Raw genomic sequence first — 15,627 nt, 5'->3', positions numbered from 1 at the left:
GAATCTACTCATGGTTAAATCCTTATCAGTTATGGGGATAACAGATTCGGATTTTCCCATGAGTAGCATTACTGGCAGAGCCAACTTTTTGCTGACCACCTCCATAGGAGGTGGTGTTCATTCAGGTGTAAATAAACGCCGTTTTCGCAACGGCGTTTGCATCTTATCCTGCGGTTTCGTTACTATCATCACTTCTCCGTTTCCGTTCAGGTAGCCATTGAAGTTATGAGTAAAGCAGAAGCAGTGCTGTTGGCTATCGTCCTGATTATTTTGACGGCCTCCCTGTGGTTTATTTTCAGCGGCGAAATCTGGTCCCTCCTCAGTTATCTGGAGACACGACTATATCCCTCTTTAGTCGCGCCTGAATAATCCCCTTTTGTTTATTTACACACGCCAGCTGTGCGTTTTTTCGAGGTATAAAAGTAACTATAAATAGCCCTCTGGTCGTGTTGACAGCGTCTTACTCCATTTATCTTACAAATATTTATGCCCACCCACTTCCGCTATCGAGCAGTGAACCTCGATAAGACATGGGGAATGGGAGCCTTTTCACTATACCCGCGGTCCCCATCTCCTCTACCGCTTCCTCGACGCAAGGGATGGAAAACATATCCAGCACGCTGTTTTTCTGTAAAGGAAATGTGAATGCGTTTTTTGTTGTGGTATAAGGGGAAAAGGTCGCGTCGAGAAATGAGGGATCGTCTTGGGCCTTTCTGGATAAGCTTTTGAAAGATATAGATAAAAAGAGACCGAACACGATTCCTGTATTCGGTCCAGGGAAATGGCTCCTGGGAGAGAGCCGTGCGCTAAAAGTTGGCATTAATGCAGGCTAAGTCGCCTTGCCTTATAAGAATAGTTTACCGCGTCAGGTTTTCCAGTCCGCAACAGAAGTGGGCCAATAATTCTTGGTAAAATCGCGGAAACGCATAAAAAAACCGCCGCTCCTATCGCAGGAATACGGCGGTTTTTTCATTTTAATACAGTCAGATAGTTCCAAAAATCAGCAAAGTTTTTGCGCTCGCTCGATAAAGGGTACCAGGCTCATTTTTTGCCCCGGATGCTGGGGGTCATCGACCTGGATCACAGAAATCGGCTGACCGCTGGTTTTACCGGCCTTAACCTGCTCAATAGCAATATCATTTAATGGATACTGCACCAGCGTGCTGGGATTGATGGCGAACAGCGCATTTCCCGGGCGACAGGTCAGCATCACCTCTTCACGGTTAAATGCCCAGCTATCCTTACCAACTTCAAAGCGGCTAACGGTGATAACCTGCGGGGCCGCAAGCGCGGCGCCGGAGCTTGCCAGTAACATCAGTGTCAGAACAATTTTTTTCATGATTTAACCAGTTAATTCAATAAGGTTCCCAGGTAGCAAACAGGCTGACGGCCAGCAGCGCCAGCGCCCCCAGCGCCATCTCCACCTGCGTGGTACGCAAAATGAGCCGCTCTGCCCGCGCGTCGTTCAGCGACATTCGAGGTACCAGAACATACCGGTTCACCAGCGCGATTGCCACCATCCCCGCGACCAGAGCACATTTGATCAACAGCATTCTGCCCCACGGCGAAGCGCTGAAAAATCCGCCCTGGATCAGCAGCGTATTCACCATGCCGCTGGCAATGGTGCCGGCCACCGCCAAATGCCCGTAGCGCGAAAAGCGCATCATGGCGCTAATTGCCGCCTGCCGCCAGCGCCCCTGCAGCAGACGCAGGCAGTAGATAAACGGCAGCAGCCCGCCAAACCAGCCGGCGACGCAGAACAGATGCACGGCATGATTGGTGCGCTGCAGCGCCCCCAGCCCGCCTTCGCTCATCGCCGCATGGCCCACGCCCGCCAGTAAAAGCAGCTGCGCGCAAAGCAGCACCAGCAGCAGTCGTGCCGGGTGGTGCGGCTTAAGCCAGACGACGATAAGCGTCACCCAAGCCAGCAGAATTTGCCACACCCAGACGCTGCCAAATCGCGTGCCGGCGACGGCCTGCCAGATAGCGGGCTGCCAGACATCGGGCCAGCCTTCCCCCATCAGGCCGCCCTGCACCATTAGCATCAGCAGCGCTGAAAGCGCGCTAATCAACAGCAGATGGCGCAGCAGCGGATAAAATCGCTGCATCAGCAGGCGACGCAGCGGCGATGGCGCCCACCACGCGCCGTACAGCACGCAGCCGAAGGCCACCATCAGCGAGCCGAAGTGGACAAACCGTAGGGTGATATAGAGTGACGCGAGCATCGTTTATTTAACGGTAAAGTGGTACTGCCCTTTGGTCTTATGACCGTCGACGGAGACCACGTGCCAGTCAACGGTATAGTCACCCGGCGTTAAGGGCTGCGCCAGCGGGACCACCAGCTGCGCTTTATTATCATTACTAAGCGCCAGCTTGCCGGTCGCTACCGCGTTTTGCTGAGGGCCGCTAAGCGTCACGCCGCTGAAGCGGGTTTCGATGCCCTCGGAAAAGTTCAGCGTTAGCGCCTGCGGCGAGGCGTTCACCGTCGAGTTCGCGGCGGGAGTTTGCTGCTGCAGATGCGCGTGGGCGAAAGCGCCGGCGCTGGCCAGGAAACCGGCGAGAAGAGCGGCAGCGCGCAGCGCGCTTGCGGCGAGAATACGCATAATCGTCATTCCTTTTCGTTATGTATGTAGCACAGAGAATAACCCTGTATAATGGCGTAGTCGAGCCATGCGTATCAGTCTTAGATTATGCTCGGCCAGCTTTCGGCATCATCCAGGAGAAACCCAATGGAAAATAATCTGGCAAAAATCTCGCAGGACGAGATGGACAAGGTCAACGTCGATCTTGCGGCGGCCGGCGTCGCCTTTAAAGAACGTTATAATATGCCGGTGGTCGCCGATTTGGTCGAAAGAGAGCAGCCTGCTCATCTCCGGGACTGGTTCCGCGAACGCCTAATCGCCCATCGACTGGCATCCGTTTCACTCTCGCGCCTGCCCTATGAGCCCAAAACAAAATAATTCAGCCCCCCTGGGGAGACCCGGGTTGGCAAGACCGGCACATTCTATTACGCTGACCCCTTTGACCAGGAGCGCGCTATGCTACGCATAATCGATACAGAAACCTGCGGACTGCAGGGCGGCATCGTAGAGATCGCCTCTGTCGATATTGTCGATGGCCAGATAACCAATCCGATGAGCCATCTGGTCCGCCCCGATCGCCCTATCAGCCCGCAGGCGATGGCCATTCATCACATCACCGAAGAAATGGTCGCCGACCAGCCGTGGATTGAAGAGATTGTCCCGCACTATTTGGGCAGCCCGTGGTACGTCGCCCACAACGCCAGCTTTGACCGACGGGTGTTGCCGGAGATGCACGGCGACTGGATTTGCACCATGAAGCTGGCGCGCCGCCTGTGGCCGGGGATTAAATACAGCAACATGGGGCTCTATAAGTCGCGCAAGCTGAACGTCGCCACGCCCGCCGGCCTGCATCACCACCGCGCGCTGTACGACTGCTATATCACCGCCGCGCTGCTGCTTGATATTATCAACGTCTCCGGCTGGTCGCCTGACGATATGGCGACCATTACCGGCCGTCCGGCGCTGTTGACCACCTTTACCTTTGGTAAGTATCGCGGCAAGCCGGTGGCGGAAGTGGCGGAAAACGATCCGGGCTATCTTCGCTGGCTGTTCAACAATCTGGATCGAATGAGCCCCGAGCTGCGCTTAACCCTCAAGCACTATCTCGGGGACTAAGCGCCCGCCCTAGACGTCGGCCTGGCCTGGCAGCGTGCCCTGCGCCAGGCCTATCAGAAACGCGTACTCGAGAGCCACGCCCTCATAGCTTTTAAAACGCCCCGATTTCCCGCCGTGCCCTGAGTCCATATCGGTACACAGCAGCAGCAGATTATCGTTCGTCTTCAGCTCACGCAGCTTCGCGACCCATTTTGCCGGCTCCCAGTACTGCACCTGGGAGTCGTGTAGCCCGGTGGTCACCAGCATATGCGGATAGGCCTGAGCCATAACGTTATCGTAGGGGCTGTAGCCCTTCATATAGCGATAATAGGTCTCATCCTGCGGGTTGCCCCACTCTTCAAACTCCCCGGTCGTTAGCGGAATGGACTCGTCGAGCATAGTGGTGAGCACGTCAACAAAGGGTACCTGCGCCACCACGCCGTGAAACAGCTCCGGGCGCTGGTTGATGGCCACGCCCATTAGCATCCCACCGGCGCTGCCGCCCATACCGTAACACAGCTGCGGGTCGCCGTAGCCCTGCTTGAGCAGCGCATCGCAGACGTCGAGGTAATCGTTGAAGGTGTTGTTCTTGCAAAGAAACTTGCCGTCTTCATACCACTGCTGCCCCAGCTCACCGCCGCCGCGCACGTGGGCGATGGCGAAAACGAAGCCGCGGTCGAGCAGGCTCAGGCGACTGGCGCTGAAATCCGCATCCTCGCTGGCGCCGTAGGACCCGTAGGCGTAGACCAGCAGCGGGCTGGCGCCGTGGCGGAAATATTCGTGTCGGTAGACCAGCGAGACCGGAACCTCAACGCCGTCGCGGGCCTGAATCCACAGATGCTCGCTGCGGTAATGGCTGGCATCGAAACCTTTGACCTCCTGCTGCTTCAGCACCCGGCGCTCACCGGTATCCATATCCAGCTCAAACAGCGTATCCGGCGTGGTCATCGAGGAGTAGCCGTAGCGTAAGCGCGCGGTTTCCGGCTCCGGATTATAGGCAAGCCAGGTGACATAGGCCGGGTCATCAAAGGCAATCCCCACCGCTTCGCGGGTCTTGCGGTTGATCTGCCGCAGGCTGGTAAGCCCGTGCTGACGCTCCTCCACCACCAGCCAGTCGGTAAACAGCGTAAAGCCTTCCAGCATCACCTCATCGCGCGGTGGGATCAGAACCTGCCACTGCTGCTCGTCTCGCTGATGCGTGCGGTAGAGGCCGAAGTTTTTGCCTTCACGATTTGAGCGCAGGTAGAACGCGTGCTGATAGTGATCGAGGCTGTATTCATGATCTTTGCGCCGCGGTAGAAAGCACACCGGCTCGGCGTCGGGCATTTCAGCATTCAGCAGCCGCACTTCGCTGGTGGTCGCGCTGGCAAGGTAAATAACCACGAACTGCTGCGAGGTGGTCTTGTGCACGCTGATGTAAAAGGTTTCATCCTGCTCCTCGTACACCAGCACGTCCGCGTCCGTCGGGGTGCCGACAGTATGTCTCCAGACCTGATACGGCAGCAGCGTGGTGGGGTGTTTACGAACGTACCACAGGGTGCATGAATCGTTGCTCCAGGCGAATTCCGGGGAGACGTTCTCCAGCACCTCGGGATACCAGCTGCCGTCGGCGAGGTTGCACAAACGCAGGCTGTACTGCCGCCGGGAGAGGTAATCTTCCGCCAGCGCCATCAGCGCGTTGTCCGGGGAGATCCCCAGCCCGCCGAGGGTGTAGAACTCGCTTTTCGCCGCGCGCTGGTTGCTATCGAGCAGCAGCTCCCACGGGTCCCACTCCTCTTTCAGCACCGACTGACGCTGGTAAATGGCGTATTCGCAGCCCGGCTCATAGACCTGACGATAGCGATAGCCATTTTTACTGTAAGGCGCGGAGACTTCGCGCTGGGGAATGCGATCGATGATCTCCTTCAGCACCCGGTCCTGCAGGCTACGCTGGGTCTCCATCACCGCTTTGCCGTAGGCATTCTCCTCGCGCAGATACTCCAGAACCGCCGGCTGCGCGCGGTCGTCATCACGTAGCCAGAAGTAGTTATCAATACGCGTATCGCCATGTAAGGCCATAGCGTGGGGGATCCGTTTCGCTTTTGGTAGCATCTCTTTGTTCTTCTTCGGCTTAATTTATGCGCACAACGTTAATCGACGCGCGTCCGGACGGCAAGACAAGAAATCTTCCCGGCATCAATCGCTCTGTCCGAGGGTTTGAAAACGGCCACGGCGCTGTGACGCCCGGCCGCGGGGCAACCGCGGGTGGGATAACGCCGGAGAGAGGGTCATCTCCGGCCTGTACGACGTCAGGCTAAGAGATGACTTGTATATAAAGGGTGGCAAAAGTCGCCGGCGATGCAAGCGGAACGTGATGATTTAAGAGGAAAGAGCCTGCTTTTGTGCCTGAATATCTTGTTCGATCTCAGCGCGCACCTCCGCAGGGATCTTCAGCGCTTCGCCCAGGGCGTTGAGGTAGCTGCGCTCCATAAAGTGGTCAATATCAATCACCGCACAGCTCAGATAGTAGACCTCCAGCGCTTCCTGCTCGCTGCTGATGCCCTGCGCCAGGCGCTGCGGATCGAGGGGCTGGGTTAGCGCGCGATCGATAAGCACCCGTCCCTGCACGTCGATATTGGCCGCGCGCAGCTGCTCTTCGATGCTCGCCCGTTCATTTTCATCAATATGTCCGTCGCTTTTGGCCGCAAAAACCAGCGCCTGAATCAGCCGCTCGCTGCGGGCATCAGGCTCAGGTGACGCCGGAACCTGCCCGGCTGGCTGCGGCTGCGGTGAAGAGGCGCGCATCTTCTGCTGATACTTGTTCCACAGCACGCTTCCTGCCACTGCGCCGCCGCCAACCAACAGCGCGCTGGTGCCGTATTTCGCCAGCAGCTTACGCGACGATTTACTGGCAACCAACAGTCCCGCCAGGCCGCCCAGCGCGCCGGGCAGCAGCAGATTTTTACCGCCAGAGCGATCGTCAGATGAAGAAGATTGACCCTGCTGACCCAGCAGAGACTGAAGTTGATTAAGCCAGTTAGCCATGATTTCCTCGTTGCACAATAGGCGATGTCATCAGCCTAAACGACGAGATGTCAGGAAATGTTATCCATGGCTAAAGATGCGCAAATTCCGGGTGGCTCAGGCCGCTTTCACCTTGCGCGGTTTGGCCGCCGCTTTTTCTGCCGCGCCGTCGTCCATGCCGCCATCCGCACCGGCGCTGATGGCGTCATCGCTGGCGTCAGACGACGCCTGCTCTTCGTTATCCCCTCGCCCGGCGACGTGTTCTTCCGCTTCGGGGAGTTTTCCGGACTTCATAATGTGATGTAAGGTGTCTTTACGCTCCGCCAGCCACATTGCCATCTCGTCACGCTGGGCTTCATCAAGCGTTAGCGGGCAGTCTACCAGCCAGTCGTTAAGGACCTCGGCAAGATCGAGCATTTTGTCGTAAGCATCGGCCTCTTTTTTGCTGGTAAAAGACATTTTTTCCTCACCTTCGCGAATCACCACATATTTGATTTCAACCGCCATTGTGCAGCCCCTTTGATATACTGTATTTATATACAGTATATCAAATTTAGGGCCAGGACTCAACTCACGCGCATAAAGACAGACGCAAACGTTTTCGTTTATACTGCGGCGCATGTTTTTTTACTGCGGAAGAGAGTCATGACTGTATTAGGCACAGCGCTGCGCCCTGCGGCGACGCGAGTTATGCTGTTAGGTTCCGGCGAGCTGGGTAAAGAAGTCGCCATCGAGTGTCAACGTCTGGGCATTGAGACCATCGCCGTCGATCGCTATCCTGACGCACCGGCCATGCAGGTTGCGCACCGTTCGCATGTCGTTAACATGCTGCACGGCGATGCCCTGCGCGCCTTAATTGAACAAGAAAAACCCGACTTTATCGTGCCGGAAATTGAAGCCATCGCCACCGACACGCTGGTCGAACTGGAGCAGTGCGGGCAAAAAGTCGTTCCCACCGCGCGGGCCGCAAAGCTGACCATGAACCGCGAAGGCATTCGCCGCCTGGCCGCTGAAGAGCTGCTGCTCCCAACCTCATCCTATCGTTTTGCCGACAGTGAAGCCGCCTTTAACGACGCGGTGAGCGAAATTGGCCTGCCGTGTATCGTCAAGCCGGTGATGAGCTCTTCCGGCAAAGGACAAAGCTTTATCCGCCGTCACGAACAGCTGGCCGAAGCGTGGCAGTACGCCCAGCAGGGTGGCCGCGCCGGCGCCGGTCGCGTTATTGTCGAGGGCGTCGTGAACTTCGATTTTGAAATCACCCTGCTCACCGTCAGCGCGGTCGACGGCGTACACTTCTGCGCCCCGGTCGGCCACCGTCAGGAAGACGGCGACTACCGCGAATCCTGGCAACCCCAGCAGATGAGCGAGCTGGCGCTGGCGCGCGCGCAGGAAATTGCCCGCAACGTGGTGCTGGCACTCGGCGGTTACGGCCTGTTCGGCGTCGAGCTGTTCGTGTGCGGCGATGAGGTGATTTTTAGCGAAGTCTCACCGCGTCCGCACGATACCGGAATGGTCACGCTTATTTCGCAGGATCTGTCGGAGTTCGCCCTCCACGTCCGCGCCTTCCTCGGTCTGCCGGTAGGGGCGATTCGCCAGTATGGCCCGGCGGCTTCGGCGGTGATCCTGCCGCAGCTCACCAGCCGCGACGTCACCTTCGGCAACCTGCAGGCCGCGGTCGGCGCGGGCCTGCAGGTGCGCCTGTTTGGTAAGCCAGAAATTGACGGTTCCCGTCGCCTGGGCGTCACGCTGGCGGTGGCGGAGAGCGTCGATGAGGCGGTGGCGCGCGCCAAAGCCGCGGCGTCAGCGGTGGTGATTGAGGGATAAAAAAACCCGGTAGCGTTGCCGCTTACCGGGTCAGAACTGAGGCGCGAAAATTACTTCGCGCCTTCTACCGCTTCACGAGCCAGAGTGGTGATGCGGTCGTAATCGCCTGCTTCCAGCGCATCCGCCGGTACCAGCCATGAACCGCCGATACACAGGACGCTGTTCAGCGCCAGGTAATCGCGGTAGTTAGCCGGAGAGATCCCGCCGGTCGGGCAGAAACGAATGTGGGCGAACGGACCACCAATCGCCTGCAGTGCCTTCACGCCGCCGTTGGCTTCAGCCGGGAAGAATTTAAACTCTTTCAGGCCGTACTGCATGCCCAGCATCAGCTCGGATACGGTGCTGATACCCGGGATCAGTGGAATCGTCCCCTCTTCAGTTGCTGCCTTAAGCAGAGAATCGGTCAGTCCCGGGCTGATCGCAAACTGCGCTCCCGCCTCGGTCACTTCTTTCAGCTGCGCCGCGTTAGTTACGGTACCGGCGCCGACAATCGCCTCCGGGACTTCTTTAGCGATAGCGCGGATGGCATCCAGCGCGCATTCGGTGCGCAGGGTCACTTCCAGTACGCGTACGCCGCCTGCAACCAGCGCTTTTGCCATCGGCACGGCGTGTTCCAGCTTTTTCACCACGATCACCGGGACAACCGGGCCGGAGGTGAGGATTGCTTCTGCAGTTGTTTTCCAGTTTTTCATCAGAGTTTCTCTCTCGCCAGATCTACAAATTGTATGGTCTTAAAAAGTGATGCAGGTTGCGCCCTGTTCGGCTCCGGAGAGCTTCTCACGTAGCGCAGAGAACATTTCACGACCGGTCCCGACTCGCGAACCGCTCAGGTCAGGAATATGCGGCTGCCGCGCGGCCAGTTCGGCATCGTCCACCAGCAGCGTCAGCTCGCCGGTCTGGCCGTTGACGCGAATGATATCGCCATCACGGACCTTCGCCAGCAGCCCGCCGTCGTAGGCTTCAGGCGTGACGTGGATGGCTGACGGAACTTTGCCTGATGCGCCAGATAGTCGCCCATCGGTGACTAGCGCTATTTTGAAACGGCGGTCCAATAATACACCAAGTGGCGGCATAAGTTTATGTAATTCTGGCATGCCGTTCGCTTTTGGTCCCTGATGACGAACCACCACCACGCAATCTTTGTCCAGCATCCCGGCTTCAAAAGCGGGCAGCACGTCGTGCTGGCTCTCAAAAATAACCGCCGGCGCTTCGATAATCTGGTTTTCCACCGGCACCGCCGAGGTTTTCATTACCGCACGGCCAAGGTTGCCGCTCAGGACTTTAGTGCCGCCGTGGCGAGAGAACGGCTTGTCGAAAGTCGCGATAACCTGGTCGTCGAGCGGCGCGCTTGCCCCTTCACGCCAGTCCAGCTCGCCGTTGTTCAGCCATGGCTCCATGGTGTAATGCGACAGCCCAAAGCCGGCCACGGTGTTGACATCTTCGTGCAGCAGCCCGCCTTTCAGCAGTTCGCGGATCAGCACCGGCACGCCGCCTGCTGCCTGGAAGTGGTTGATATCCGCCGGACCGTTCGGATAGAGGCGCGCCAGCAGCGGCACCACGTCCGACAGTTCGGAGAAGTCATCCCAGTTGATGATGATGCCCGCGGCGCGAGCCATGGCCACCAGGTGCATCGTATGGTTTGTTGAGCCGCCGGTCGCCAGCAGCGCCACGATGCCGTTAACCACCACTTTCTCGTCGAACATTTTGCCCAGCGGCATCCACTCGTTGCCGTTGCCGGTCAGGCGGGTGACCTGACGCGCGGCGGCGACGGTCAGCGCTTCGCGCAGTTCGGCATCCGGATGCACGAATGAGGAGCCCGGGAGCTGCATGCCCATAAACTCCACCACCATCTGATTGGTGTTAGCCGTGCCGTAGAACGTACAGGTGCCCGGCGCGTGATAAGAGGCGGCTTCGGACTCCAGCAGCGCCATGCGATCGACCTTACCTTCAGCGTACAGCTGGCGAATACGCACCTTCTCTTTATTCGCCAGACCGCTGGCCATCGGGCCAGACGGAATGAAGACGGACGGCAGATGGCCAAAGGAGAGCGCGGCCATCGTCAGGCCGGGGACGATTTTGTCGCAGACGCCAAGATACAGCGCGCCGTCGAACATATTGTGCGACAGGCCGATGGCCGCAGACATGGCGATCACTTCGCGGCTCAGCAGCGAGAGCTCCATTCCGTCCTGCCCCTGCGTGACCCCGTCGCACATCGCCGGCACGCCGCCGGCAACCTGGCCAACCGCGTTCACCGAATGCAGCGCCTTGCGGATGATATTCGGATAGACCTCATAGGGCTGATGCGCGGACAGCATGTCGTTATAGGAGGTGATGATGGCAATATTGTTACGCAGCATGCTCTTCAGCGAGGCTTTATCATCCGACTGACAGGCAGCAAAACCGTGGGCCAGATTACCGCACGCCAGCTGGGCGCGATGGACGGTATCCGTTTTGGCCTGGTTAATCCGTGCGAGGTAGGCAGCACGGGTATCGCGCGACCGTTCGATAATGCGATTTGTTACCCGTAACATTGTCGAATTCATAAAGGCTCCTAAAAATTTATCTGTCCGGCTGCGGCATTTTTACGATGTCAGAAGATGTAAAAGGCACCAATACTGCAGCTCAGAGGCAAAATGTCTGCCCGCAGTGTAATAAAAAAAGCTCCGGGGGTGAATCCTCCCGGAGCTTAAAAGATTAAAAATTATGCGACTTTCTGCGTCAGATCATGTTACCGGTAAAATAACCACTTCGGATAACGAGCGCTTACTCGAATTCGTTCCATGAACGCCCGTCGCGGGTGATCATCGCCACCGAGGCAACCGGTCCCCAGGTCCCCGCCTGATAAGGCTTCGGCGCATCGCGGTCGGCGGCCCAGGCTTCGGTAATGGAGTCAACCCACTTCCATGCCTCTTCCACCTCATCGCGGCGCACGAACAGCGCCTGGATCCCACGCATGGTTTCCAGCAGCAGACGCTCGTAGGCGTCGGCGAGGTGCGTTTGATTGAAGGTTTCCGAGTAGCTCAGGTCCAGCTTGGTGATCTGCAGATTATGCTTGTGGTCAAGGCCAGGCACTTTGTTGAGCACCTGGATATCGACGCCTTCATCCGGCTGCAGACGAATGGTCAGCTTGTTCTGCGGCAGCTCCTGCCAGTTCTCTTTGAACAGGTTCAGCTCCGGCGTCTTGAAGTAAACCACGACTTCAGAGCATTTGGTCGGCAGACGTTTACCGGTACGCAGGTAGAACGGCACGCCGGCCCAGCGCCAGTTGTCGATATCAACGCGGATCGCCACGAAGGTTTCGGTATTGCTGGATTTGTTCGCGCCCTCTTCTTCAAGGTAGCCAGGCACTTTTTTACCCTGTGCAAACCCTGCGGTGTACTGGCCGCGTACCGTTTTCTCACGCACGTTGGCGCGGTCGATACGACGCAGCGACTTCAGGACCTTAACTTTCTCATCGCGGATGCTATCTGCGCTGAGGTCCGACGGCGGGGACATGGCTATCATGCACAGGATCTGCAGCAGGTGGTTCTGGATCATGTCGCGCATCTGCCCGGCCTGATCGAAGTATCCCCAGCGTCCTTCAATACCCACCTCTTCCGCTACGGTGATCTCAACGTGATCGATGGTGCGGCAGTCCCAGTTATTGACGAACAGAGAGTTGGCGAAGCGCAGCGCCAGCAGGTTGAGGACCGTTTCTTTACCGAGATAGTGGTCGATACGGTAAACCTGGCACTCTTCAAAGAATTCGCCGACCTGGTCGTTGATCTCGCGGGAGGTGTCAAGAGAGGTTCCCAGCGGTTTTTCCATCACCACGCGCGCCGGCTTAGCGTTCAGCTTCGCTTCGCCAAGGCCTTTGCAGATGGCGCCAAAGGTGCTTGGTGGCATGGCAAAGTAGTTGATGGTGACGCGATTTTTCTGGTCGAGCATTTTGCCCAGACGGGTAAAAGCTTTGGTGTCGTTAACATCAAGGTTGCAGAACTCCAGGCGCCCGCTCAGGGTATCCCACAGCGCTTCATCAATCTTTTCCTTCATGAAGGTTTCCAGCGCTTCACGAACTACCTTGGTGTAAGCATCTTTATCCCAGTCAGCGCGTCCGACCCCGATGATGCGGGTATCCGGGTTGATCTGGCCAGCCTTCTCAAGCTGATACAGGGAAGGCAACAATTTACGACGCGCCAGGTCACCCTTCGCGCCGAAAATGACCAGATCGCATGCCTGGGCCGTTTGCGTTACCGCCATGTCATTCTCCTCAGTTGATAGTCTGGTGCTTATGCCAGGCTATAATTTGTAATTTTCTTACACTGCACTGTACTGTGTTTACGATTTTCCCGAAAGCCTCGGCCCCCTTTCCAGGCGCTAAACCGCACGAGGAGAAAACTTCAGGCGACAATTTGGGCAGACGGCTAATATTGTTCGTTGTTTCGACCGGTTATCAGTTAATAAAATACGACTCTGATCATGTAATGAAAAAAAACAACATTTTTTTAGGTCATTCCTCCCCGCTGACGATTGCGGAGGGGTATATTCTTGCTAAAACGCCTGATGATTTCACCCATTAATGAAATCGCGTCCATTGATGAGCGCCTTGTTACCATGAATATGCTGGAAAAAATTCAGTCCCGGCTGGAACACCTTAGCAAATCCGAACGCAAAGTGGCCGAGGTCATTCTTGCGGAGCCCGCGCAGGCCATCCACTCAAGCATTGCCGCGCTCGCCCTGGAAGCCGGCGTCAGCGAACCCACCGTCAACCGCTTTTGCCGCAGCCTTGAAACCCGCGGCTTCCCTGATTTTAAACTGCATCTGGCGCAAAGTCTGGCGCACGGCACCCTCTATGTTAACCGCAATGTCGATGAAGACGACAGCGTAGAGTCTTACACCGGAAAAATTTTCGAGTCCGCGATGGCCAGTTTAGATCAGGTCCACCATTCTCTCGATATGTCCGCGGTTAATCGTGCCGTCGATCTTTTAACCCAGGCGAAAAAAATCGCCTTCTTCGGCCTCGGCTCCTCGGCCGCCGTGGCCCATGACGCGATGAATAAATTTTTTCGCTTCAACGTGCCGGTAATCTACTCCGATGACATTGTCCTGCAACGCATGAGCTGTATGAACTGCAATGATGATGACGTAGTGGTGATAATCTCCCACACCGGCAGAACGAAAAGTCAGGTTGAGCTGGCGCAGCTGGCCCGTGAAAACGATGCCATGGTTATCGCAATCACCTCGGCGGGAACGCCGCTGGCGCGCGAAGCCACGCTCTCCATTACGCTTGATGTTCCCGAAGATACCGATATTTATATGCCGATGGTCTCGCGCCTCGCCCAGCTGACCCTCATCGACGTGCTGGCTACCGGCTTTACCCTGCGCCGCGGCGCAAAATTCAGAGATAACTTGAAGAGGGTCAAGGAAGCGTTGAAAGAATCGCGTTTTGATAAAGAACTGCCCGTACACGGCGACAACCCATAAAACCAGATAATAAGTAGTGACCCATTACACCTTCGGTTACGTTTCAGCATAGCAATTTTACCGGCTGGCACGACCGATTCCATGTTCACGCAACACCAAAGTTGTTTTAGTCAACGGAGTATTACATGTCCAGAAGGCTTCGCAGAACCAAAATCGTTACCACCTTAGGCCCGGCAACCGACCGCGACAACAACCTTGAAAAGGTTATCGCTGCAGGCGCTAACGTCGTACGCATGAACTTCTCTCACGGTACCCCGGAAGATCATCAGATTCGCGCGGATAAAGTCCGCGTGATCGCGGCCAGACTGGGCCGCCACGTGGCAATCCTCGGCGATCTGCAGGGGCCGAAAATTCGCGTTTCGACCTTCAAAGAAGGCAAAACTTTCCTCAATATCGGCGATAAATTCCTGCTGGACGCCGAGCTTGGCAAAGGCGAAGGCGACAAAGAAAAAGTCGGTATTGATTATAAAGGGCTGCCGGCGGACGTCGTACCTGGCGATATCCTGCTGCTTGACGATGGCCGCGTTCAGCTGAAAGTGCTGGAAGTTCAGGGCCTGAAGGTGTTCACCGAAGTCACCGTCGGCGGACCGCTGTCCAACAACAAGGGCATCAACAAGCTGGGCGGCGGCCTCTCCGCCGAAGCGCTGACCGAAAAAGACAAAGCTGATATCATCACCGCGGCAAAAATTGGCGTCGACTATCTGGCCGTCTCCTTCCCGCGCTGTGGGGAAGATCTGAACTACGCTCGCCGCCTGGCGCGTGAAGCGGGCTGCGACGCGAAGATCGTAGCTAAAGTGGAACGTGCGGAAGCCGTTTGCGATCAGGACGCGATGGACGACGTGATTCTCGCCTCCGACGTGGTCATGGTCGCCCGTGGCGATCTGGGCGTCGAGATCGGCGATCCGGAGCTGGTGGGTATTCAGAAGGCCCTGATCCGCCGCGCCCGTCAGCTGAATCGCTCGGTCATCACCGCCACCCAGATGATGGAGTCAATGATCACCAACCCGATGCCGACTCGTGCAGAAGTCATGGACGTCGCCAACGCCGTGCTGGACGGCACCGATGCGGTGATGCTTTCTGCTGAAACCGCAGCCGGTCAGTATCCGTCTGAAACCGTTGCCGCCATGGCCCGCGTCTGCCTCGGCGCGGAAAAAATCCCTAGCCTCAACGTCTCCAAACACCGTCTGGACATTCAGTTCGACAACGTGGAAGAAGCGATTGCCATGTCGGCGATGTATGCCGCGAACCACCTGAAAGGTGTAACCGCTATCATCACCATGACCGAATCCGGCCGTACCGCGCTGATGACCTCGCGCATCAGCTCCGGCCTGCCGATTTTTGCCCTCTCCCGTCATGAACGTACTCTCAACCTGACCGCGCTGTACCGCGGCGTGACGCCGGTTCATTTTGACAGCACCAACGATGGCGTTGCCGCCGCTCACGATGCGGTAAACCTGCTGCGTGATAAAGGCTATCTGGTCTCTGGCGATCTCGTTATCGTCACCCAGGGTGACGTGATGAGCACCATCGGTAGCACCAACACCACGCGTATCCTGACCGTCGAATAAGCCACCGCGCTACCGACCCCGCGAACGACATACCTGCCGGCGTAACGTCGGCAGGTATTTTTTTATCCCGGCTCCGCACTAGCGCTCGCCGG

General features: G+C 57.1%; 14 protein-coding genes and 3 pseudogenes. 7 read left to right on the top strand and 10 right to left on the bottom strand.

The annotated features are described in order from the left end of the window. Positions 1-214 (top strand): hypothetical protein (locus tag GVK32_RS29255; RefSeq protein ID WP_227697881.1); only part of this gene is annotated, 214 nt, incomplete at its 5' end. Positions 215-225: 11 nt separating this feature from the next. Beyond that, on the top strand, positions 226-369 hold the full coding sequence (locus GVK32_RS21720; RefSeq protein ID WP_159872255.1) for an Ecr family regulatory small membrane protein: 144 nt from the start codon (positions 226-228) through the stop codon (positions 367-369). Between the two features lie 631 nt (positions 370-1,000). Here GVK32_RS21720 and GVK32_RS21715 read toward each other — a convergent pair. From GVK32_RS21715 to yobA, 3 genes are read right to left on the bottom strand one after another with little or no spacing between them, the layout of a single operon-like run. Then, a complete protein-coding gene (locus GVK32_RS21715) occupies positions 1,001-1,339 on the bottom strand; it encodes a YebY family protein (protein WP_200842918.1) in 339 nt (112 codons plus the stop codon). Positions 1,340-1,355: 16 nt separating this feature from the next. After that, a complete protein-coding gene (gene copD, locus GVK32_RS21710) occupies positions 1,356-2,225 on the bottom strand; it encodes a copper homeostasis membrane protein CopD (protein WP_159872253.1) in 870 nt (289 codons plus the stop codon). Between the two features lie 3 nt (positions 2,226-2,228). Further along, the gene (yobA, locus tag GVK32_RS21705) at positions 2,229-2,603 is read right to left on the bottom strand and encodes a CopC domain-containing protein YobA (protein ID WP_159872251.1); all 375 of its coding nucleotides are present in this window, start codon (positions 2,601-2,603) and stop codon (positions 2,229-2,231) included. 126 nt (positions 2,604-2,729) lie between these two features. On the opposite strand from yobA, the gene GVK32_RS21700 reads away from it, so the two are divergent. Next, entirely contained in the window at positions 2,730-2,960 is a 231-nt protein-coding gene (locus GVK32_RS21700) for a DNA polymerase III subunit theta (RefSeq protein WP_041146219.1), read from the top strand. 78 nt (positions 2,961-3,038) lie between these two features. Continuing rightward, positions 3,039-3,698: an exodeoxyribonuclease X gene (gene exoX / locus GVK32_RS21695; RefSeq protein ID WP_159872249.1), complete on the top strand. Its 660-nt coding sequence runs from the start codon at positions 3,039-3,041 to the stop codon at positions 3,696-3,698. Between the two features lie 9 nt (positions 3,699-3,707). Here exoX and ptrB read toward each other — a convergent pair whose 3' ends face one another. From ptrB to GVK32_RS29570, 3 genes and pseudogenes are all read right to left on the bottom strand, one after another. Next, positions 3,708-5,768 (bottom strand): oligopeptidase B, encoded by a 2,061-nt coding sequence (gene ptrB / locus GVK32_RS21690; RefSeq protein WP_159872247.1) that lies wholly within the window; start codon positions 5,766-5,768, stop codon positions 3,708-3,710. Positions 5,769-6,035: 267 nt separating this feature from the next. Continuing rightward, the gene (locus GVK32_RS21685; protein WP_159872245.1) at positions 6,036-6,701 is read right to left on the bottom strand and encodes a tellurite resistance TerB family protein; all 666 of its coding nucleotides are present in this window, start codon (positions 6,699-6,701) and stop codon (positions 6,036-6,038) included. Between the two features lie 249 nt (positions 6,702-6,950). Further along, positions 6,951-7,187, bottom strand: a pseudogene (locus tag GVK32_RS29570) (YebG family protein); the annotation flags it as partial. A gap of 138 nt (positions 7,188-7,325) precedes the next feature. Between GVK32_RS29570 and purT the strand changes: the two are divergent. Further along, positions 7,326-8,504, top strand: a complete 1,179-nt coding sequence (purT, locus tag GVK32_RS21675) for a formate-dependent phosphoribosylglycinamide formyltransferase (RefSeq protein ID WP_159872241.1) — start codon at positions 7,326-7,328, stop codon at positions 8,502-8,504. 50 nt (positions 8,505-8,554) lie between these two features. Here the strand turns inward: purT and GVK32_RS21670 are convergent, their stop codons facing one another. The 4 genes and pseudogenes from GVK32_RS21670 to GVK32_RS28955 form a co-directional block, all read right to left on the bottom strand. After that, positions 8,555-9,196 carry a bifunctional 4-hydroxy-2-oxoglutarate aldolase/2-dehydro-3-deoxy-phosphogluconate aldolase gene (locus tag GVK32_RS21670; RefSeq protein WP_095101698.1) on the bottom strand — a complete coding sequence of 214 codons (642 nt, stop codon included), beginning with the start codon at positions 9,194-9,196 and terminating at the stop codon, positions 8,555-8,557. Positions 9,197-9,235: 39 nt separating this feature from the next. Continuing rightward, entirely contained in the window at positions 9,236-11,047 is a 1,812-nt protein-coding gene (edd, locus tag GVK32_RS21665; protein WP_159872239.1) for a phosphogluconate dehydratase, read from the bottom strand. Positions 11,048-11,267: 220 nt separating this feature from the next. Next, entirely contained in the window at positions 11,268-12,743 is a 1,476-nt protein-coding gene (gene zwf, locus GVK32_RS21660) for a glucose-6-phosphate dehydrogenase (protein WP_041146227.1), read from the bottom strand. A gap of 10 nt (positions 12,744-12,753) precedes the next feature. Continuing rightward, positions 12,754-12,903 (bottom strand): annotated as a pseudogene (locus tag GVK32_RS28955) (formate--tetrahydrofolate ligase). 159 nt (positions 12,904-13,062) lie between these two features. On the opposite strand from GVK32_RS28955, the pseudogene GVK32_RS21655 reads away from it, so the two are divergent. Then, positions 13,063-13,967: pseudogene (locus GVK32_RS21655) on the top strand (MurR/RpiR family transcriptional regulator). Between the two features lie 125 nt (positions 13,968-14,092). Further along, positions 14,093-15,535 carry a pyruvate kinase gene (pyk, locus tag GVK32_RS21650; RefSeq protein ID WP_159872237.1) on the top strand — a complete coding sequence of 481 codons (1,443 nt, stop codon included), beginning with the start codon at positions 14,093-14,095 and terminating at the stop codon, positions 15,533-15,535. The last annotated feature ends 92 nt before the right edge of the window (positions 15,536-15,627 follow it).

The sequence above is a fragment of the Klebsiella sp. 18074 genome, assembly GCF_902705905.1.
GTDB classification, from domain to species: Bacteria; Pseudomonadota; Gammaproteobacteria; order Enterobacterales; family Enterobacteriaceae; genus Klebsiella; species Klebsiella terrigena.
Note: the sequence above shows the minus strand (reverse complement) of the source record. Positions and strands in the feature narration are given on the sequence as shown.